The sequence below is a fragment of the Glycomyces sp. NPDC048151 genome (assembly GCF_043202775.1).
In the GTDB taxonomy this organism is placed as follows: domain Bacteria; phylum Actinomycetota; class Actinomycetes; order Mycobacteriales; family Micromonosporaceae; genus Glycomyces.
Genome location: NZ_JBIDBB010000010.1, coordinates 35,815 through 55,317, shown reverse-complemented (window position 1 = coordinate 55,317; position 19,503 = coordinate 35,815). Strand labels below are relative to the sequence as shown.

Below are 19,503 nucleotides of genomic sequence, written 5' to 3'. Positions count from 1 at the left end.
GTAAGGACAGAATTGAACCCGTGAAACGTATAGTCGTGATAGGTGCCGGTCACGTCGGTTTCTACGTTGCCGAACGCTTGAGCAAGCTGCTGAAGAGCGATATCAAGCGCGGTCAAGTTGAACTGATGGTCATCGACCCCAACCAGCACATGACCTACCAGCCGTTCCTGCCCGAGGCGGCTGCTGGCTCCATCTCCCCGCGTCACGGTGTCGTGCCGCTCCGGCAGGCGCTCAAGCACTGCACCATCCTCACCGGTGCGGTCACCGAGATCAACCACGCCGAGCGCAAGCTCACCGTGCAGCCGTTCGCCGGCCCCACCCGCGAGGTCGAGTACGACGAGGTCATCGTCGCCCCCGGCTCCGTCACGCGCCCGCTGCCCATCCCGGGCCTGGCCGACGTCGCCATCGGCATCAAGTCGATGGGCGAGGCCATCTGGCTGCGCAACCACGTGCTCCAGCGCTTCGACATCGCCGCGACCACCGAGGACCCGGACGTGCGCCGCAAGGCCCTCACGTTCGTGACCGTGGGCGGCGGCTTCGCGGGCGCCGAGACCCTCGGCGAGCTCGAGGACCTCACGGCGAACATCGTGAAGAACTACCCGATGCTCGACGCCGACGAGATCAAGTGGTACCTCGTCGAGTACGCGAACAAGATCCTCCCCGAGGTCGGCCCCGAGATGGGCGCCTACGCGGCCCGCGAGCTCACCAAGCGCGGCGTCGACATCCGCCTCGGCACGACCCTCAAGTCCTGCATCGACGGCCACGTGATCCTCACCGACGGCGAGGAGTTCGACACCGACACCATCATCTGGACCGCGGGCGTCATGCCGCACCCGGTGCTGAAGCAGTCGGACCTGCCGATCGGCCCGCGCGGCCACCTCGAGTGCAACACCCGCCTCCAGGTCGCCTCCGGCGTCGAGGCCGGTAAGAACACGATCGGCGAGGTCGTCGACGGCGCCTGGGGCGCGGGCGACTCCACGCAGGTCCCCGACACCTCGGACTTCCCGATGGACTGGTGCACGCCTTCGGCGCAGCACGCCGTCCGCCAGGCCGCGATCCTCGCCGACAACGTGTACGCCAAGCACGTCGGCCGCGAGCTCAAGCCGTACGAGCACAAGTACATCGGCTCGGTCGCGGGCCTCGGCCTGTACAAGGGCGTCGCGAACACCTACGGCTTCAAGGCCAAGGGCCTGCTCGCCTGGCTCATGCACCGCGGCTACCACCTGTCGCGCGTGCCGGGCACCGGCCGCAAGGGCCGCGTCCTCGCGGACTGGATCGTCGGCTTCTTCACGAAGCGCGAAATGGTCCAACTCGGTGAAATCCAGGCCGGCCGCGAGCCGTTCGAGGCCATCGCCGCAGGCACCGACCCCGCACGGGCCGCCAAGTCCGTCGGATAGTCGTTACAGTTGGAGCACCACGGGTAATGCGACCCGTGGTGCTTCAGCCTTTAGCGAGGTGGAAAACTGGTGTCCATGAGAGCACGTGTACTCGTCGTCGACGACGATCCGGCCCTGGCGGAGATGCTCGGCATCATCCTCCGGACCGAAGGCTTCACCCCCACGTTCGTCACCGACGGCGAGAAGGCGCTTGCCGCGTTCAAGGAGCACCGCCCCGACATCGTCCTGCTCGACCTCATGCTCCCGGGCATGAGCGGCATCGACGTGGCGAAGGCGATCCGCGGCGAGTCCGGCGTGCCGATCGTCATGCTCACCGCGAAGTCCGACACCGTCGACATCGTGCTCGGCCTCGAGTCGGGTGCCGACGACTACATCGTGAAGCCGTTCAAGCCCAAGGAGCTGGTGGCCCGCATCCGCGCCCGCCTGCGCCGCGGCGACGACGTCACGCCCGAGCGCCTGGAGATCGGCAAGCCCGGCCTGCAGGTCCAGATCGACGTGCCCGCCCACCAGGTCACCCTCAACGGCGCGGAAGTCAAGCTCACGCCGCTCGAGTTCGACCTGCTCGTGGCCCTCGCGCGCAAGCCGCGCCAGGTCTTCACCCGCCAGGTCCTCCTGGAGCAGGTGTGGGGCTACCGGCACTCGGCCGACACCCGCCTGGTGAACGTCCACGTGCAGCGCCTGCGCGCCAAGATCGAGCCCGACCCCGAGCGCCCCCAGCTCATCCAGACCGTGCGCGGCGTCGGGTACAAAGCCGGATTGGGTTAAGCGGTGTCCGATCAGGGCCGGACTCGCGAGAGACCGGCTTGGCTGCGGCGCCTCGCCGAGGGCGCCGCGCGCTTCGCGGCCCGCGTCTCGCGTCCGCTGGTCGACCGCTTCCGCGCCTCGCTCCAGCTCCGCGTGGTCTCGTCCACCCTGATCGCCTCCACGATCCTCGTCCTCATCTTCAGCTTCGTCGTGGCCGGATCGGTCACGTCGGGCCTCCTCGCCGAACGCCGGGACACGGCCGTCGAGGAGACCGAGAACGCCGCCGAGCGCGCCGCCGAGCAGCTGGGCACCTTCTCCACCGCCTCCGACACCGCGCTGCCCGCGACCATGCAGCGGATCGTGAACGAGCTCGCCGAGGACCCGGTCTACGCGCCGTACATCATGCTGCGCACCGCCGACGGCTCGGTCGCCAAGACCCACCCGGTCTCCGGCAGCGCCGAGCCGAGCGCGGAGCTCATGGCCACGGTCGCCGACGGCAAGGTCGCGACCCAGTACGCCGAGTTCGCGATCGAGGACGACACGCCGCAGCCGTACCTCGTCGTCGGCTCCTACATCGACCTGAACATCGGGTACGAGATCTACGCGTTCTACCCGCTGGAGTCCCAGCAGGAGGCCATCGGCCTGCTGCGCACCAACCTGGCCCTGGCCGGGGTCGCCCTCGTGCTGCTCCTCGGCGTGATCGCCGCGCTCGTCACCCGTCTCGTCGTCACCCCCGTGCGCGAGGCCGCCCGCACCTCCCAGCGCCTCGCCGCCGGGCTCCTCCACGAGCGCATGGAGGTACGCGGCTCCGACGACCTCGCGCGCCTCGCCGGGTCGTTCAACCTCATGGCCGAGAACCTCCAGAACCAGATCAGGCGCCTGGAGGAGATGTCGATGATGCAGCGGCGCTTCACCTCCGACGTCTCCCACGAACTGCGCACCCCGCTCGCGACCATCCGCATGGCCGCCGACCTGCTCTACGACAACCGCGACGAGTTCGACCCGCTCACCAAGCGCTCCACCGAGCTCCTGCAGCACGAGATCGACCGCTTCGAGGACCTGCTCCAGGAGCTGCTCGAGATCTCCCGCTTCGACTCCGGGTTCGCCTCGCTCGAAGTCGAGGCCGTCGACGTCGGCCGCATCGCCGAGGACGTCGTCGAGGGCCTGTCCCGCCTCGCAGGCGAATGCGGCGTCGAAGTCCGCGTCGACAAGCCCCAGCGCCGCGTCATCGCCGAGGTCGACCAGCGCCGCGTGCACCGCATCCTGCGCAACCTCGTCTCGAACGCGATCGAGCACGCCGAGGGCAGGCCCGTCGAGGTCACCGTCGCCGAGTCCGAGACGGCCGTGGCCGTCGCCGTGCGCGACCACGGCGTGGGCCTCAAACCGGGCCACGCCGACCGCGTCTTCGACCGGTTCTGGCGCGCCGACCCCTCCCGCAACCGCAAGACCGGCGGCACCGGCCTGGGCCTGGCCATCAGCCTCGAGGACGCCAAGCTCCACTCCGGCACCCTCCAGGCCACTGGCGCCCCCGGCCAGGGCACCCTGTTCGTTCTCACCCTCCCGCTGCAGTCGGGCAACCGCGTCATCAACTCGCCGATCCCGCTGCGACTCAAGGAGGTTCCCCGTGCGACGCAGGACTAGCCTCGCCGCCGCGGCCGCCTTCAGCGCCGCCTGGGCGCTCGGCGCGTGCGGCATCCCCACTGACCGCGCGCCCGAGGTCGTGGGCGACGCCCCAACCGACTTCGACTCGTCCTCGGCCGCGAACCCGACGGTCTACGAGCCCACCGCCGACGCCGACGAGACCGTCGAGAACTTCTTCAGGGCCGCCTCGGGCGACCCCGACAGCCGCGACGACCGGCTCAACAAGTTCACCCTCAGCGGCGACGCGCAGTTCTCCGAGCCCTCCGAGGGCATCTACCTCGTCACCGCCCTCGACGTCGCCGTAGGCGACTCGAGCGACATCCACTCGGTGACCGTGCGCGTGACCGGCTCGGTCGTCGGCACCTACCTCGAGAACGGCTCGGTCCGCATGAACGCGACCGCCGCCGACTACGACGAGACCTTCACGATGCAGCGCGACGACATCTCCGACGTCTGGAAGATGAGCCAGCAGCCGGTGCGCGTCGCCCTCGACTACGGCCACTTCACCGACGCCTACGAGCAGTCCCCGATGTACTTCCAGTCCGGGCAGGAGGAGCTGCTCGTCCCGGACCTGCGCTGGATCTACTCCGAGCTCGACGCCGAGACCGGCCAGCGCCTGCGCCTCACCTGGCTCACGCTGGGCGGACCGAGCGACTTCGCGGCCGTCTCCTCGCGCAACCCGATCCCTTCCGGCACCGTCGGCAAGGTCGTCGACGGCGACGACGGCGTCGAGGTCGACCTCTCCTCCAGCGAGTCGATCGACGACGAGGACACGGTCACGGCCATCGCGGCGCAGCTGGTCTGGAGCCTCGGCATCCGCGGCGGGTTCACGCTCACCACCGACGGCGAGGTCAGGTTCACCGGCGATGCCGCCGAGTTCCGGGACTGGAACAAGATCCCGCCGAACCTGCCCGAGACCGCGTACTTCATCGCGGAGAACACGGTGTGGGAGTACTCGGTCGAAGCCGGGGTCACGCAGCAGTCCGACGAGCACCCGTGGGTCGGGTTCGAGGCGAACGGCCTCCAGCAGGTCGCGGTCGCGCCGAGCGGCAGGATCGCGGCGATCGCGGCCGGCAACGGCGGCGACGTGCTGCTCACCGGCGTGTCCACTTCGACGATGGGCGAGGTCGGTGGCCTCAGCGGTGTCCTCGCCGACCCGCAGTGGCTCGACGACGGCACGCTCCTGGTGATCGACGACGGCCAGCCGACCTTGGTGGTCGCGGCGACCGGGGCGACGCAGCGGCTCGGCATCGGCGAGGAGGCGACCGCGATGGCGCTGGCGGCGGACGGGCGGCGGCTCGCGTACGTCGAGGACGGCCACGCGTGGGTCGCGCCGCTGGGCCTCGACGGCGACGGGAACCTGACGGTGGGCGATCCGCGGCGCATCGGCCCGGACATCGAGAACGTCGCCGATCTGGCGTGGAGTTCCGAGAACTACCTGTGGGTGGCGGGGGACCGGGACGCCGACCAGCTGTTCCGGGTCGCCGTCGACAACTCGCGGACGGTGCCGCAGGCGGGGACGGCGACGTTCCTGCCGATCACGCAGATCGCGGCGAACCCGGCGGATCCGACCCAGGTGAACGCCGATCGCGGCGAGCCGGTGATCATCGTGGCGAGCTCGACGCTCTACCGCGTGTACACGAGCGGTCCCGACGGGATCAAGAACGACGGGCAGCCGGTGAACGGCACGTCGCCGTTCACGGTGCTGCAGTAGCGCGAACGGCCCGGAGCGGATGCTCCGGGCCGTTCGCTACAGCTGTGCTCAGGCGTTGCCCACGAACCCGACGGGACGCACGTTGGTCTCTGCGACCTCGACGTAGGCGATCTTCTCTACGGGGACGAACACCTGGCGGCCCTTCTTGTCCTCGAGACGGAGGACGCCGCCCTTCGTCACGGCCTGCTCGATCGTCTCGGACAGGTCCTTCGGCGACAGCTTGCTCTCCAACACCAGTTCGCGTGGGGCGTACTGGACACCGATCTTGACCTCCACGGGCCCTCCTCAATCGAAATACTGCGACGTCTCTACGGTTGCAAGACTACTAGCGGGCACCGGCCGTGACGGGTGCGGCGCAGTGCGCCGAGAGCGAACGGAACCGCGCGCAGGAAGTGGCAGGGCTCACGAGAACCGCTTCGACAACAGCTCTACGAGTGTTCGGCTTCGCCTTCTCTGGGGAAGTGCGAGATGCCCCGCCAGGCCAGGGTGCTCATGAGCTGGATCGCCTCGTCCTTGGGGATGGCGCGGCCGGAGGCGATCCACTTCCGCGCGGAGATCTCGGCGATGCCGAGCAGGCCGGTGGCGAGCAGTTCGGCGCGGGCCTTGTCGACGTGCGTGTCGCCCATGATGGTCTCGGCCATGGCGGCGACGCAGTCGGCCTCCATCTTGAGGACCCGCTCGGACACCTCGGGGTCGTTGCGCTGGTCGGACTCGAACACGAGCCGGAAGGCCTCGCCCTGGGCGTCGACGAACTCGAAGTAGGCGCGCATGGCCCGGTTGACGCGCTCTTTATTGTCCTCAGTGGAGTCAAGGGCGTGGCGCACCTGGCCGACGAGCTCGGCCGCGCGGCCGTCGAGCAGAGCCAGGTACAGCTCCAGCTTCGACGTGAAGTGCTGGTACAGCACGGGTTTGGAGACGCCGGCGTTCTCGGCGATGTCGTCCATGGAGGTGCTGTGGTACCCCTTGGACACGAAGACGTCCTGGGCGGCCCGCAGCAGCTGCGCCCGGCGTTCGCTCCTGGGCAGTCGGACCCGGCCCTCACCAGCGCTGTTCACCACGGCACCCCTTCTCGGCACATGTCGGTCATCCGTCAGTGGCCCGCTCTTGCGACCTGAACGAAGTTTACGGAAACGTCAACTACCCCGGACCGAAGGTCCGGAGTTTGTCGCTCGTGCCCGCCGCTGGCTGCGGCGTATCGGCGACATTAGGCGTATTGACGAAAGCCCAAGTGGTGCGTGCGCGGTCTCTGATGTTGATCGCGGCTACCTGGTCGGCGGGTCCAGCGAGTCCGCAACGCCGACAGGCGAAAGAGGCTTGGTTCGGCCGGTTGGCCTTCGAGATATGCCCGCAGCGCGGGCACGCCCGCGAGGTGTTCCTCGCGTCGATCACTACGACCGGTACTCCGGCCCTTTTCGCCTTGTAGGCGATGAATTTTTGGAGTTGGTAGAAGGACCATGAGTTGAGCTCGCCTCGCTGGGCGGCTGGGAGCCGTACCCGGTCGCGGATACCGGCAAGATCCTCTATGCCGATGCCGCGCCCGGTGCGTTCAGCCACTGTCACGAGCTGCTTCGCGATCCGATGATTGGTGTCTTTGACCGCCTGCGCCTCCCGGCGCGAGCGGGCCTTGAGCTTTTTCTTTGCCGACTTGGTGGCCTTCGCCTGCAGCTCGGCGCGGACCTTCGCCATCCGCTTGCGGTAGCGTCGCAGTCCTGCCCCGCAATGGTTGTCGCCGTCGGAGGTGGTCGCGATGTTCACGATGCCCATATCGACCCCGATGAAATCGACGGGGTCGGCATTAGCCTCGGCATCGGTGATGTCGACCGTCGCGAGCAGGAACCAGCTACCCTTTCGGCAAACCAGGTCAGATTCCCCACGGCGGTGCTGCTCGAGGACCTTGAGCTGGTCGGGATGGCCGATGAATCTAATGCCTCGCATACGCCCGGCCACGGTCCAGATCGACACCGTCCGCGCACCGTGGTCCCAGGACAGGCACCGGTCGTCGAAGGCCTGCGCCGCATCGGCTCGGAAGATCACCGGCTTCGATGTCGCCTTCGCCGCCCGCTTGCCCTGCAGCCGACCGGCTTTTACCAGGGACGCGATGGCCGCATATGCGTGGCAGGCCTTCTTGATCACCAGCTGCGCGACCTGAGCGCCCAGCCCACGCTCGGCCTTGAGCTGTGCGTAGGTGTGCTGGCGCAGCGCGTACTCGCGCGGCACCCCGTGCGCAAAGGCGGTCGCGGAGGTCCAGTTCGCAGCCTCGTTCACCGCGCGTAGCGTCGCGGCCAGCGCCGCCGCCTGCTCCGGCGTCGGCAGCAATTTCACCTGCACGACCTGCTTGCCCACGAGAACAACCTTAGGTCAGGTGTGCGACAAGGCTGTCTGTTCATGACCCGAATGGGTGATATGAGCGCGGTCACGTGCGGCTCGCGGTCCCGCGAAGCGGGACCGCGAGCTGGCGACCGCTGCCGATGCCTCATGGGCTGAAGCCCATGGGTTCCAGTCAATACAAGCTGAATACAGTCTCCCAGCGTACGGGGGGCGACAAACGCGGGTTCCAGTCACTGGGCACGCCACGGTACCTTGAGGGCGGGAATATGAAGGAGTTGTCTAGTGGTGTATGACCAGAACCGACCGGATGAGCCGCAGCGTCCGAGCGGGGAGGAGCGGCCCGCCCGCAGGCGCATCGGCAGGTCCTGGGGCCCGCCCGCCGAGGAGGCTCCCGAGCCCGCCGAGGAGGCGCGGCAGGGGATGGGCCAGGCGCCGGAGCAGTACCGGTTCGACCCGGACCGGGGACGCCGCCACCGCTACAGCGAGGACCCCACCGGGCAGGTGCCGAACGTTCCGGTCGAGATCGCCGAGACCGGCCCGATGGTCCCGGCCACGCGCCGTCCTTCGCCGGGGGAGCAGTTCGAGCCGATCCCGCCCGCCCCGCAGCATTCCCAACCCCAGCAGCACTTCCAGGGGGACCAGCAGCAGTCTCCGTTCGCGCCGCCAGGTGCGAACCATGAGTACAGTGCGGCGCCAGGCGCGAACCAGGAGTACAGCGCCCCGCCGCCGCAGGAGCAGAGCGCTCCCCAGCAGCAGGACTTCGGTGCGCCGCAGCAGCACCCGGGCTACAGCGCCCCGCCGATGCCCGGCGACTACGCCCCGCAGCAGCACCCCAACCAGGGCCCTCCGCAACCGAATCAGGAGTTCGGCGCGATGCCCGGCGCGAGCCAGGAGTTCGCCCCGCCGAGCGCCAACGGCTCCGCTCCCGCCGCGCAGGAGTACAGCGCGCCGCACGACCAGAACGCCCCGGCGCAGCAGTTCTACAGCGCCCCGCGCCAACAGGCCCCGAGCGCGCCGCAGCCGAACCCCCAGTTCGCACCGCCGGGTGCGAACCAGGAGTTCAGTGCGCCGCCGGGTGCGAACCAGGAGTTCAGTGCGCCGCCAGGTGCGAACCAGGAGTACAGCGCATCGCCGGGTGCGAACCAGGACTACAACGCCCAGCCGCAGCACGACTTCAACGCCCAGCAGCCGCAGCAGGAGTACAGCGCCCCGCCCGGCATGAACCAGGAGTTCGCTCCGCCCGCGAACCAGGAGTTCGCCACGCCGAGCGCCAACGGCTCCGCCCCCGCCGCGCAGGAGTTCAGCGCACCGCCCGCGACCCCCCAGGAGACCCCGGTTCCCGAAGCGCCGCAGGACCCGACCGCGCCGCCGCCGCTCCAGCCGCCCGCGCCGCAGCAGCACACCGGCCCGATCGAGCTCCCGCACCAGGCCGCGCCCCCGGCCCCGAGTGCGCCGACCCCGCTGCCGCACGCGATCCCGAACGCGGAGCAGCAGACCGAGCAGTTCCCGATCGTGCAGCCGCAGCCCCCGGTCACCGAGGTCTCGCCCGCCGCCGTCCCGAGCCCGCCGGTCACCGAGCAGGCCCCGCTGCGCACGCTGCCGGCGAACCGCCAGCCGCTGGCCGAGCCCACTCCTCCCGCGACAGTAGAGAAAGACGTGAACGACCCCGAATCCGCGCGCCTCGTCGACGCCGTGCGCCAGGTCCCCGGCGTCCGCGACGCCTTCCACGTGACCGCCCCCGACGGCAACTCCAGCCTCCGCCTCGAACTCGAGGAGGGCGTCGACCCCGACGAGGTCCACGCGGTCGTCTCGGCCGTCGTCGCCGAGCAGCGCGCGGTCGAGCCCGGCCCGCAGACCGCCGACGAGCCCGAGGTCCACGACCAGGTCGAGTCCCCGTCCGCCGAGGTCGAGGTCGCGAAGGTCGGCCCGGTCGAGCTGCGCCGCGTCGACATCGAGTCGGCCGGTCTCGAAGCCGAGGTGAGCGTGACGCTCGCGCTGGGCGACAGCGAGTCCACGGGCAAGGTCGCGGTCCCGCCGATCGACTGGCACATCCAGCACGCGGCGGCCGCCGCCACGGTCGAGGCCCTGCGCCCGCGACTGGGCGCGAGCGACGTGCGCGTCGAGGTCGAGCACGCCTCGATCGTCCCCACTGGACCGGTGAAGACCGCCGTGGTCGTCATCCTGTGGCTCGACGGCCGCTCGGTGCGCCGCCTCTCGGGCGCGTCCGTGGTCACCGCCGAACGCTCGCGCGCGGTGGTTTCAGCTACTTTGAGTGCGCTGGCCGGTGAAGTGACACACTAGATTCCATGAAACGGGCACGGCTGGCAGCGGCGGGCGAAGTTCGCACTCCCGCCCGCCCTCACCCGCCGTTTCCTGGGGCCGAGCACCAGCTCAGCCGCCGCCGACTCTTCATCCGACACACGCCGCCGACCGCGCCGGGCGCCGAGCCCGCCGTGTTCGTGCACGGCCTGGGCGGTTCGGCGCAGAACTGGACGGACCTCGCGGACGTGCTCTCCGACCTCGTCTCGGCCGACGCGATCGACCTGCCCGGGTTCGGCCACTCGGCTCCGGCCCCGCGCGTCACGGTCCCGCTCCTGGCGCAGGACGTGGCGGCGTGGATCGTCGAGTCCGGCCGGGCCCCGGTGCACCTCGCCGGGCACTCGCTCGGCGGCGCCGTCTCGGTCTACCTGGCCGCGACCCGCCCGAACCTCGTGCGCACCCTGACGCTCGTCTCGCCCGCGATGCCGTTCGCGAACCCGCGCCGCTCGCACCAGTCCCGCTACGTGCCGATGCTCGCGGTCCCGCGGATGGCCTGGTTCGCCGACCGGGCCATGCGCTCGCGCACCCCCGAGGAGGTCGTGGACGACATCGTCCTCGGCACCTGGGCCGACCCGTCCACGATCCACCCGCAGCGCCGCCGGGAGGCGATCGCCGAGGCCCGCCGCCGCCTCGCCGTCCCGTGGAACTCGCGCGCGTACATCCAGACCTACCGGGGCCTGATGGCCTCGTTCTTCCAGGCCTTCGTGCCCGGCACGCACTCGCTGTGGCGGCTCGCCCGGCACATCGAGTGCCCGGCGCTCGTCGTGTGGGGCAAGCAGGACCGGGTGATCGACGTGCGCCAGGCCCCGCCGACCGCGCTCGCGATCCCCGACTCGCGCCTGCTCATCCTCGACCAGACCGGGCACGTCGCGATGATGGAGCGCCCGCAGGCGGTCGCCCGCGCGATGGCCGCGATGTTCGAGGAGGCCCGCAACGCCTTGGCGCCCACTGATAGCCAATTGTCCGTATTGTGAACAAGAACCGCGCCACACGAGTCTCAGGTGTCGGCCCCGCGGGGCTCCGTCTGTCTTAGACTCGCGGGGTGACTGAAGGACGGCTGGAACGCAACCGCAGGCTCCGGAGGCGGCGCCGCTTCGTCTTCTTCACGATCCTCGTCCTGATGGCGGGCGCGGGACTCTACTTCGCGTTCGGCATCGGCGACGCCGAGAAGCCCCAAGCGCTCGACGAGGAGGAGCCGGTCGCGTCGCCGACCACGGTCGCCGACCCCTCGCCCTCACCCGAGATCCTCGCCTCCCCGGAAGCCGAAACCGAGGTCACCCCGCCGCTGTACTTCTCCGGCACCGGCACCTGGACCTACGCCGACCCGGTGAGCGACGCCGTCGTCGGCGCCTCCGGGACCCTCCTTCAGTACGACGTGGCCGTGGAGAACGGCCTCGAGCTCGACGCCGCCGAGTTCGGCGCGTTCGTCAACGCGACCCTCGCCGACTCCCGCTCCTGGACCGCGGGCGGCGCCTGGCGCTTCCAGCAGGTCCCCGAGGGCGCGGGCGCCGACTTCACGGTCTACCTCGCCAGCCCCGAGCAGCGCGCCTACCTGTGCGGCTCCCAGAACACGACGGTCTCGTGCCGCAACGGCGACAACGTCGTCATCAACTCGGCCCGCTGGATCACCGGCGTCGGCCACTGGGACGGCACCCTCGACTCCTACCGCCAGTACGCCGTGAACCACGAAGTGGGCCACCGCCTCGGCCACGGCCACGAGGTCTGCCCGTCCACCGGCGCGGCCTCGCCGGTGATGGCCCAGCAGACCTACCAGCTCGCGGGCTGCACCGGCAACGCCTGGCCCTACCCCGACGGCACGACCTACGTCTCCGGCCCCGTCGGCGACTACAACGGCCCCGACCTCCCGCCGGACGACTTCGTCGACCAGTAGCGTTCCATCATGCGGGACAAAGCGTCCCACGCGCGTGAAAGACCGCACACCGGGCTTCCCAGTGGAATATCCAGCCCGTGGACATGCATTATTGACGATATGAGTTTGCCGCCGCTGGTCGAACCAGCCCCAGAGCTGTCGATTGACGAGGTGCGCCGCTATTCGCGCCACCTCATCATCCCCGACGTCGCCATGGACGGTCAGAAACGACTCAAGAACGCCAAGGTGCTCTGTGTGGGTGCGGGCGGCCTCGGGTCCCCCGCGCTGATGTACCTGGCCGCGGCCGGGGTCGGCACGATCGGCATCGCCGAGTTCGACACGGTCGACGAGTCGAACCTCCAGCGCCAGATCATCCACGGCCAGTCCGACATCGGCCGCCCCAAGTCCGAGTCGGCCGCCGCCACCGTGCGCGAGATCAACCCGTACGTCAACGTCGTCATCCACAACACGGTGCTCGACAACGACAACGTCTTCGAGATCTTCGAGCAGTACGACCTCATCGTCGACGGCACGGACAACTTCGCGACCCGCTACATGGTCAACGACGCGGCCGTCCTCCTCGGCAAGCCCTACGTGTGGGGCTCGATCTACCGCTTCGACGGCCAGGCCTCGGTCTTCTGGGCCGACCAGGGCCCGTGCTACCGCTGCCTCTACCCCGAGCCCCCGCCGCCCGGGATGGTCCCCAGCTGCGCCGAGGGCGGCGTGCTCGGCGTCCTGTGCGCCTCGATCGGCTCGATCCAGGTCACCGAGGCCATCAAGCTCCTCACCGGCATCGGCGAACCGCTCGTCGGCTCGCTCATGGTCTACGACGCGCTCGAGATGGAGTACCGCAAGATCAAGGTCCGCAAGGACCCCAACTGCGCGGTCTGCGGCCCCAACGCCACCGTCACCGAGCTCATCGACTACGAGGACTTCTGCGGTTCCGTGACCGACGAGGCCGCCGAGGCCGTCATCGGCTCCACGATCACCCCGCGCGAGCTGGAGACGTGGATCAAGGAAGGCCGCGACATCGACCTCATCGACGTGCGCGAGCCCGCCGAGTACGAGATCGTGCGCATCCCCGGCTCCCGGCTGATCCCCAAGGGCGACATCATCTCCGGTGCCGCGCTCGCCGATCTGCCGACCGAGCGGCAGGCGGTGTTCTACTGCAAGGCGGGCGTCCGCTCCGCCGAGGCGCTGGCCGCGGCGAAGGCCGCCGGCCTGAAGAACGCCGTCCACGTCCAGGGCGGCGTGCTCGGCTGGATCAACCAGGTCGACCCGAGCCTGCCCGCCTACTAGGGCAGACGCGAACGCAGGGCGTGCGGCTCCGGCCGCACGCCCTTTCGCGTGCCCCCGAGCGCCCTGTTTGGTTGCCTCAGTCGGATATGAGATTTCAGACCCCTGCTGATCAGTGAATTCCCATGTTGAGGCATTGACGCTCGCTTGACCGGTTCCGTAGCCTCGCAAGGATGATCCGCAAAAGCGAAGCATCCTCACGCCGCCTCACCCCCACCCGCCGCAACCTGCTGCGGATAGGCGTGCCCGCCGCGGCCGTCCTCGTGGGCGGCGGCGCCGTCGCCACGGTCGCCGCGAACGCCGACGACGAGGGCGGCATCGACGCGATCTTCGGCCCCTCCCGCGCCGAGCTCGAAGCCGACCTCAAGACCCGGATCGACGAGTACCTCGCGAGCACCGGCACCGCGGTCGAGGCCTCCGTCGCCCTCGCACGAGGCGACCTGCGCCTCGACTACAACCCCGACCAGACCCACATCACCGCCTCCATCGCCAAGGTCGAGATCCACACGATGGTCCAGCAGTACTGGGGCTCGGTCGACGCCATCCCCGCGGACCAGCGCGAAGACCTGCAGCGCATGATGACCGAGTCCCACAACGGCTCGGCGAGCGCCCTCTACAACTACCTGGGCGGCGCGGCCGCCCTCGAAGCCGCACACGAGCGCTTCGGCCTCGACGACACCACCGTCGACCCCGAGGGCCGCTGGGGCGTCGGCTGGACCAGCGCCGCCGACCAGCTCACCGTCCTCGGCGTCAGCCTCTTCGAAGGCGTCCTCACCGCCGAGCAGGTCGGCCTCGCCCGCGAGCTCATGGGCTCCGTCGTCGAAGAGGACGCCTGGGGAGTCTCCGCCGCCGCCGCGGAAGGCGAGAGCGTCTGGCTCAAGAACGGCTGGGACGTCGAGTCACAGTTGGACGGCCTCTGGGTCGTCAACTCCATCGGCGTCCTCGGCGGCGACGGCGACGACCCGGTCGAACTCGCCGTCCTCACCAGCGGTGCGGTCGACGAGACCGAGGGCATCCCGATCGTCGAGGAGCTCGCCAAGATCGCCCGCGACGTCGCCGCGACCGCATAGCGTTCCCGCGCAAGCGAAAACAGGGGGCGCCCGGACCCGGCCAGGCCCCGGCGCCCCCTGGACAGAACATGAGGCGTTCCCTAGTCTTGCGGGGTGACCCAAGCCCCTGAACGACACCCCTTCGTCCCCTCCCGGCGCCTCATCCTCCGCGCCGGCGTCCCCGCCGCAGTCGCCCTCGTCGGAGGCACCGCCCTCTTCGGCGCCTCGACCGCCTCCGCCGCGGGCCCCACCGACGCAGAGCTCTCCGCCGAACTCGTGGCGAAGGTCAAGGCATACTTGGCCACCACCGGAACGAGTACCTATGCCTCCGTTGCGGTCTCGCGGGGCAGCCGCCGCGCCGTCTGCAACAAGAGCACCGTGCACGACACCGCCTCCATCGTGAAGATGGAGATCCTCCTGATGCTCCTGGAGAAGTACAACGGCATCGCGGCGATTCCGAGCGACATCCGCGAGCACGCGCGGCAGATGATCATCTGGTCCAACAACGACTCGACCACCAAGGTGTACAACCACCTCGGCGGCTGCAACGCCCTCAAGGCCGCCCACGTCCGCTACGGCCTGGAGTACACGAAGTCCTCCTCGGACTGCCGCTGGGGCCTGACCAAGACCAATGCCACCGACCAGTTGAAGATCATCGCGAACCTGCTCTACGCGGGCCGCCTGACGCAGGCCGAGGTCGACCATGCGCGCTGGCTCATGGGCGGCGTGGCGTCCTCGCAGGCATGGGGCATCAGCGCGGCCGCGAAGACCGGTGAGAAGGTCTGGCTCAAGAACGGCTGGGACTCTCGCTCCTCGCTCGGGGGCCTGTGGGTCGTCAATTCGTGCGGCGTCATCAACGTCCCGAACCAGACCGCGATCCGCATGGCGATCCTGACCAGCAAGGCCCCCAACCACACCAAGGGCGTCGCGATCGTCAAGGAGATCGCCAAGATCTCCCGCTCGGTCATCGACAAGGCCGTCCTCTAGGACGCACGGAAAAGGCCCGGACCTCTCGGTCCGGGCCGCTTCGCTGTCGCCTAGTAGCGGTAGTGGTCGGGCTTGTAGGGCCCTTCGACGTCCACGCCGATGTAGTCGGCCTGCTTCTTCGAGAGCTGCGTCAGCTTGACGCCGAGCGCGTCGAGGTGGAGGCGGGCGACCTCCTCGTCGAGCTTCTTCGGCAGCGTGTAGACGCCGATCGGATACTCGTCGAGCTTGGTGTGCAGCTCCATCTGCGCGAGCACCTGGTTCGTGAAGCTGTTGCTCATCACGAAGCTCGGGTGGCCGGTCGCGTTGCCCAGGTTGAGCAGGCGGCCCTCGCTGAGCACGATGATCGAGTGCCCGTCGGCGCTGTGCCCCTTGGTTCCCTTCGGGAACTGCCACTCGTGGACCTGCGGCTTGACTTCGAGCTTCTTGATCCCAGGGAAGGCGGCGAGCCCGGCCATGTCGATCTCGTTGTCGAAGTGGCCGATGTTGCCGACGATCGCCTGGTGCTTCATGCGGCGCATGTGCTCGATCGAGATGATGTCGCGGTTGCCGGTGGTGGTGATGAAGATGTCGGCGTACTCGACGGCGTCCTCGAGGGTCAGCACCTGGTAGCCGTCCATCGCCGCCTGCAGCGCGCAGATCGGGTCGACCTCGGTGACGATGACGCGGGCGCCCTGGCCGCGCAGCGCCTCGGCCGAGCCCTTGCCGACGTCGCCGTAGCCGCAGACCACGGCGGTCTTGCCGCCGATGAGCACGTCGGTGGCGCGGTTGATGCCGTCCGGCAGCGAGTGGCGCACCCCGTACTTGTTGTCGAACTTCGACTTGGTCACCGAGTCGTTGACGTTGATCGCCGGGAACGGCAGGCGGCCCTCGCGCTCCAGCTCGTACAGGCGGTGCACGCCCGTGGTGGTCTCCTCGGTGACGCCCTTGATCGCGGCGGACTTGCGGGAGAACCGCGTCGCGTCCTCCTTGATGGAGCGGGCGAGCAGCGCCAGGACGACGCCCTCCTCTTCGCTCTCGGCGGTCGAGAGGTCCGGCACGACGCCGTCGGCCTCGTACTTGGCGCCGTTGACCACGAGCATGGTCGCGTCGCCGCCGTCGTCGAGGATCAGGTTCGGCTCGGCGTCGCCCCAGTCGAGGGCGCGCTCGGTGCACCACCAGTACTCCTCCAGGGTCTCGCCCTTCCACGCGAACACCGGGACGCCCTGCGGCGCTTCGGGGGTGCCCTTCGGGCCGACCGCGATCGCGGCGGCGGCGTGGTCCTGAGTGGAGAAGATGTTGCACGAGGCCCAGCGGACCTCGGCCCCGAGCGCGGTGAGCGTCTCGATGAGCACGGCGGTCTGGATCGTCATGTGTAGGGACCCGGTGATGCGGGCACCCTCCAGCGGGCGGGACGCGCCGTAACGCTCGCGCAGGGCCATGAGGCCGGGCATCTCGTGTTCGGCCAGGCGGATCTCGTGGCGGCCGAAGTCGGCCAGCTTGAGGTCGGCAACCTTGAAGTCGTCGGCACGCAGCGTGTTCGTCATGGCAGAAATGCTACGCGCCGCGCCTGGCAGACCTGAAGAACGCCACCTCGGCGGCAGCGTGGAGCACTGCGGCGCACGCCACGGAAAAAAATTTTCCAGCAACGCGTGTTTCTGCTTGACACCGCCGAGGCTGTGGGTAATATTGCAGATACACAGCGTCACGGAGATGCGGAAGGCCCACAGGGTCGGGAACCGTCACCGAGGCGCCGGGGAATACCAAACCGGGGGGAGTGCCGGGCGGTCTGGGGTGGCCGCCCGGCACATTTTTGTGCCTTCGGTAAATCGATTGCGGGCCTTCCCGATCTGCGGGATGGTCATGTCGTGAGCAACCCTGACTTCCAGATCGTCCCGATCGATCCGCTGAACCGTGACCTGGTCAACGGATGGATCCGCGCCCAGCGCGCCGTCGTCGAGCACGACCAGCCCGAAGAGCCGCTGCCGAGCCCGGCCTTCCAGCGCCTGCGCCTCCTCCTGTGGCCCGACTCCATCGACGTCGAGCGCTACGTCGCCGTCCAGGACGGCGAGGTCGTCGGCTCCCTCCAGTACACGATGCCGAACCAGGACAACCAGCACCTGCTGGAGCTCGAACTGGACGTCAGGCCGGACCGCCGCCGCCAGGGCATCGGCACCGTGCTCAACGAGTTCACCGAGCGGCGCGCCGCCGAACTCGGCCGCGACACGATCCTCGCCTTCGCCCCCGACTCCCTCCCGGGCGCGCCGAAGTTCGACCACGCCGGCCAGCATTTCGCGAAGGCCCGCGGCTACGCCGTCGTCGACCAGGAGATCCACCGCCGCAACGACCTCACGCTCGTCGGCGACGACGAACTCGCGAAGCTCTACGCCGACGCGTGGGCGAAGGCCGCCGGATACGAACTGGTGCAGTGGACCGGCGCCTGCCCCGACGAGGTCATCGACGGTTACGCCGCGCTCAACGAGCGCATGTACACCGACCCGCCCATGGGCGAGGAGCTCGACATCCGCCCGGCCAAGTACGACGCCGCGCGCATCCGCAACCTCGAGTGGACGACCGCCGAGCGCGGCCAGGCCCGCTTCATCACCGCGATCGTCCACGTCGAATCCGGTGAGGTCGCCGGCATGTCCGGCCTCGGCACCGTCCCCGGCGAGGAGCTGCACGCCTGGCAGGAGGACACCATCGTCGAGGAGAAGCACCGCGGCCACCGCCTCGGCATGATCCTCAAGATCGCCAACCAGCGACTGCTGCGCAGGTACCGCCCGCAGATCCGCTACATCCACACCTGGAACGCCGAGGTCAACGACCACATGATCGCCATCAACGAGGCCATGGGCTACCGCGCCCTGTGCCGCGACCTCGACGTGCAGAAGAAGCTCAAGTAAGTACGCGAGTTCCCGCGTTGCAATGGGAAACCGGCCCCGGCGAAACTCGCCGGGGCCGGTCTTTTCGCTTGGGGCGCTTAGGCGCTCGCGATGAACAGCTCGCCCTCGCCGCTGGCCGTGATGGACCCGGCGGTGCCCGCCGAGAAGGCCGCGCGGCCTGGGGACAGGGCCACTTCGCCGTCGTCGTCGGCCACGGTGACGTTCCCGCCGGTGCTCAGGCAGATCCGGGGGCCGTCGATCGAGATCTCGACAGGCGCTCCTGTGAGTTCGACGCGGCGCAGCGCGAAGTCTTCGATCGGGACCGGCCACGAGCGCACCGGGCCCGCGTCCTCGATGAGCGCGCGCGGCTCGTCGATCGCATTGAAGTCCAGGACCCGCAGCAGCTCCGGCACGTCCACGCGCTTGTTCGTCAGGCCGCCGCGCAGCACGTTGTCGCTCGCGGCCATGATCTCCACGCCGAAGCCCTTGAGGTACGCGTGCAGGTTCCCCGCGGGCATGTACACGCCCTCGCCCGGCTGCAGCGTGATGTGGTTGAGCAGCAGGCTCACCAGGACGCCCGGGTCGTCGGGGTACGAGCGGGCCAGGTTCACCAGGTCCGCCGCGTCGTCGGTCGCCAGTTCGGACGCGGCCTTCGCGGCGGCGTCGATGATCCCGCGGCACTCCTCGCGGCCCAGGCCCAACAGGTCCGGGACGGCCCGGCGCAGCCCTGCTTTCGGGTCGCGCAGCGTCGCGCACAGCGCCTCGAGCTCGGGCACGCCGAGCGCCTCGATGTCGGCGGCGGCCGCGAGCGGGTCGCGGAAGCCGCACATCGCGCGGAACTCGGTGAGCGCCACCAGGAGTTCGGGCTTGTGGTTGTCGTCCACGTAGTTGCGGTAGGCCGCGTCGATGCCGATGCGCAGCTCCCGCTGGTGGCCGGAGTTGGCCTGGCGCAGGTTCGGGTGCGCCTGCAGCGACAGGGGCTTCCCGGCGGCGAGGAGCTTGAGCAGGAACGGCAGTTTCGGCCCGAAGCGGTCGAGGGCGCGCTGGCCGAGCATCTCGGCGGGGGCCGACGCGATGGCGTCGTCCAGTGGGCGGCCGTCGTGGAGCGTCGACGGTGCGCTGTGGTGGGCGCCGAGCCACTCCTCCGCTTCGGGGAGGTCGGCGGGCACCTCCCGGCCCTGCAGCTGGGCGATGTCGACTTGCGATCCCCACGCGTAGTTGCGGATGACACCGTAGAGCCCCTGCACCGCCGCTCCTCACTGTTCGGGTTGAAGGCCTCAACTCTAGCCGCCCGGCCCGT

General features: G+C 69.5%; 16 protein-coding genes. 11 read left to right on the top strand and 5 right to left on the bottom strand.

Features of this window, described 5'->3' with window-relative positions; translation table 11 throughout:
• Nucleotides 1-20: 20 nt before the first annotated feature.
• The 4 genes from ACGGCP_RS23060 (at nt 21) to ACGGCP_RS23045 (ending at nt 5,496) form a co-directional block, all read left to right on the top strand.
• Entirely contained in the window at nt 21-1,397 is a 1,377-nt protein-coding gene (locus ACGGCP_RS23060; RefSeq protein WP_392969714.1) for an NAD(P)/FAD-dependent oxidoreductase, read from the top strand.
• Between the two features lie 75 nt (nt 1,398-1,472).
• Complete coding sequence (gene mtrA, locus ACGGCP_RS23055; RefSeq protein ID WP_030155693.1) at nt 1,473-2,162, top strand: MtrAB system response regulator MtrA; 690 nt, start codon at nt 1,473-1,475, stop codon at nt 2,160-2,162.
• A gap of 3 nt (nt 2,163-2,165) precedes the next feature.
• Nucleotides 2,166-3,782, top strand: coding sequence for an MtrAB system histidine kinase MtrB (gene mtrB, locus ACGGCP_RS23050; RefSeq protein WP_392969709.1), 1,617 nt, complete (start codon nt 2,166-2,168; stop codon nt 3,780-3,782).
• Complete coding sequence (locus tag ACGGCP_RS23045) at nt 3,766-5,496, top strand: LpqB family beta-propeller domain-containing protein (RefSeq protein ID WP_392969707.1); 1,731 nt, start codon at nt 3,766-3,768, stop codon at nt 5,494-5,496. The genes mtrB and ACGGCP_RS23045 overlap by 17 nt, the downstream gene beginning before the upstream one ends.
• Nucleotides 5,497-5,544: 48 nt before the next feature.
• Here ACGGCP_RS23045 and ACGGCP_RS23040 read toward each other — a convergent pair whose 3' ends face one another.
• From ACGGCP_RS23040 to ACGGCP_RS23030, 3 genes are all read right to left on the bottom strand, one after another.
• Nucleotides 5,545-5,772 (bottom strand): DUF3107 domain-containing protein, encoded by a 228-nt coding sequence (locus tag ACGGCP_RS23040; RefSeq protein WP_392969704.1) that lies wholly within the window; start codon nt 5,770-5,772, stop codon nt 5,545-5,547.
• A gap of 152 nt (nt 5,773-5,924) precedes the next feature.
• A complete protein-coding gene (locus tag ACGGCP_RS23035; protein ID WP_392969701.1) occupies nt 5,925-6,551 on the bottom strand; it encodes a TetR/AcrR family transcriptional regulator in 627 nt (208 codons plus the stop codon).
• An 82-nt stretch (nt 6,552-6,633) separates the two neighbouring features.
• Nucleotides 6,634-7,839, bottom strand: coding sequence for an RNA-guided endonuclease InsQ/TnpB family protein (locus tag ACGGCP_RS23030; RefSeq protein ID WP_392969699.1), 1,206 nt, complete (start codon nt 7,837-7,839; stop codon nt 6,634-6,636).
• Between the two features lie 267 nt (nt 7,840-8,106).
• On the opposite strand from ACGGCP_RS23030, the gene ACGGCP_RS23025 reads away from it, so the two are divergent.
• From ACGGCP_RS23025 to ACGGCP_RS23000, 6 genes are all read left to right on the top strand, one after another.
• The gene (locus tag ACGGCP_RS23025) at nt 8,107-10,125 is read left to right on the top strand and encodes a hypothetical protein (RefSeq protein WP_392969696.1); all 2,019 of its coding nucleotides are present in this window, start codon (nt 8,107-8,109) and stop codon (nt 10,123-10,125) included.
• 5 nt (nt 10,126-10,130) lie between these two features.
• Nucleotides 10,131-11,117: an alpha/beta fold hydrolase gene (locus ACGGCP_RS23020; RefSeq protein WP_392969693.1), complete on the top strand. Its 987-nt coding sequence runs from the start codon at nt 10,131-10,133 to the stop codon at nt 11,115-11,117.
• 68 nt (nt 11,118-11,185) lie between these two features.
• The gene (locus ACGGCP_RS23015; RefSeq protein ID WP_392969690.1) at nt 11,186-12,034 is read left to right on the top strand and encodes a DUF3152 domain-containing protein; all 849 of its coding nucleotides are present in this window, start codon (nt 11,186-11,188) and stop codon (nt 12,032-12,034) included.
• 99 nt (nt 12,035-12,133) lie between these two features.
• A complete protein-coding gene (gene moeZ, locus ACGGCP_RS23010) occupies nt 12,134-13,312 on the top strand; it encodes an adenylyltransferase/sulfurtransferase MoeZ (protein WP_392969687.1) in 1,179 nt (392 codons plus the stop codon).
• 170 nt (nt 13,313-13,482) lie between these two features.
• The gene (locus ACGGCP_RS23005) at nt 13,483-14,379 is read left to right on the top strand and encodes a hypothetical protein (RefSeq protein ID WP_392969684.1); all 897 of its coding nucleotides are present in this window, start codon (nt 13,483-13,485) and stop codon (nt 14,377-14,379) included.
• Nucleotides 14,380-14,472: 93 nt separating this feature from the next.
• Nucleotides 14,473-15,345: a hypothetical protein gene (locus ACGGCP_RS23000; RefSeq protein ID WP_392969681.1), complete on the top strand. Its 873-nt coding sequence runs from the start codon at nt 14,473-14,475 to the stop codon at nt 15,343-15,345.
• 50 nt (nt 15,346-15,395) lie between these two features.
• Here the strand turns inward: ACGGCP_RS23000 and ahcY are convergent, their stop codons facing one another.
• A complete protein-coding gene (ahcY, locus tag ACGGCP_RS22995; protein WP_392969678.1) occupies nt 15,396-16,868 on the bottom strand; it encodes an adenosylhomocysteinase in 1,473 nt (490 codons plus the stop codon).
• Nucleotides 16,869-17,189: 321 nt separating this feature from the next.
• On the opposite strand from ahcY, the gene ACGGCP_RS22990 reads away from it, so the two are divergent.
• Nucleotides 17,190-18,224 carry a GNAT family N-acetyltransferase gene (locus tag ACGGCP_RS22990; RefSeq protein WP_392969675.1) on the top strand — a complete coding sequence of 345 codons (1,035 nt, stop codon included), beginning with the start codon at nt 17,190-17,192 and terminating at the stop codon, nt 18,222-18,224.
• 77 nt (nt 18,225-18,301) lie between these two features.
• Here ACGGCP_RS22990 and manA read toward each other — a convergent pair whose 3' ends face one another.
• A complete protein-coding gene (gene manA / locus ACGGCP_RS22985; RefSeq protein ID WP_392969673.1) occupies nt 18,302-19,450 on the bottom strand; it encodes a mannose-6-phosphate isomerase, class I in 1,149 nt (382 codons plus the stop codon).
• Nucleotides 19,451-19,503: the final 53 nt, after the last annotated feature.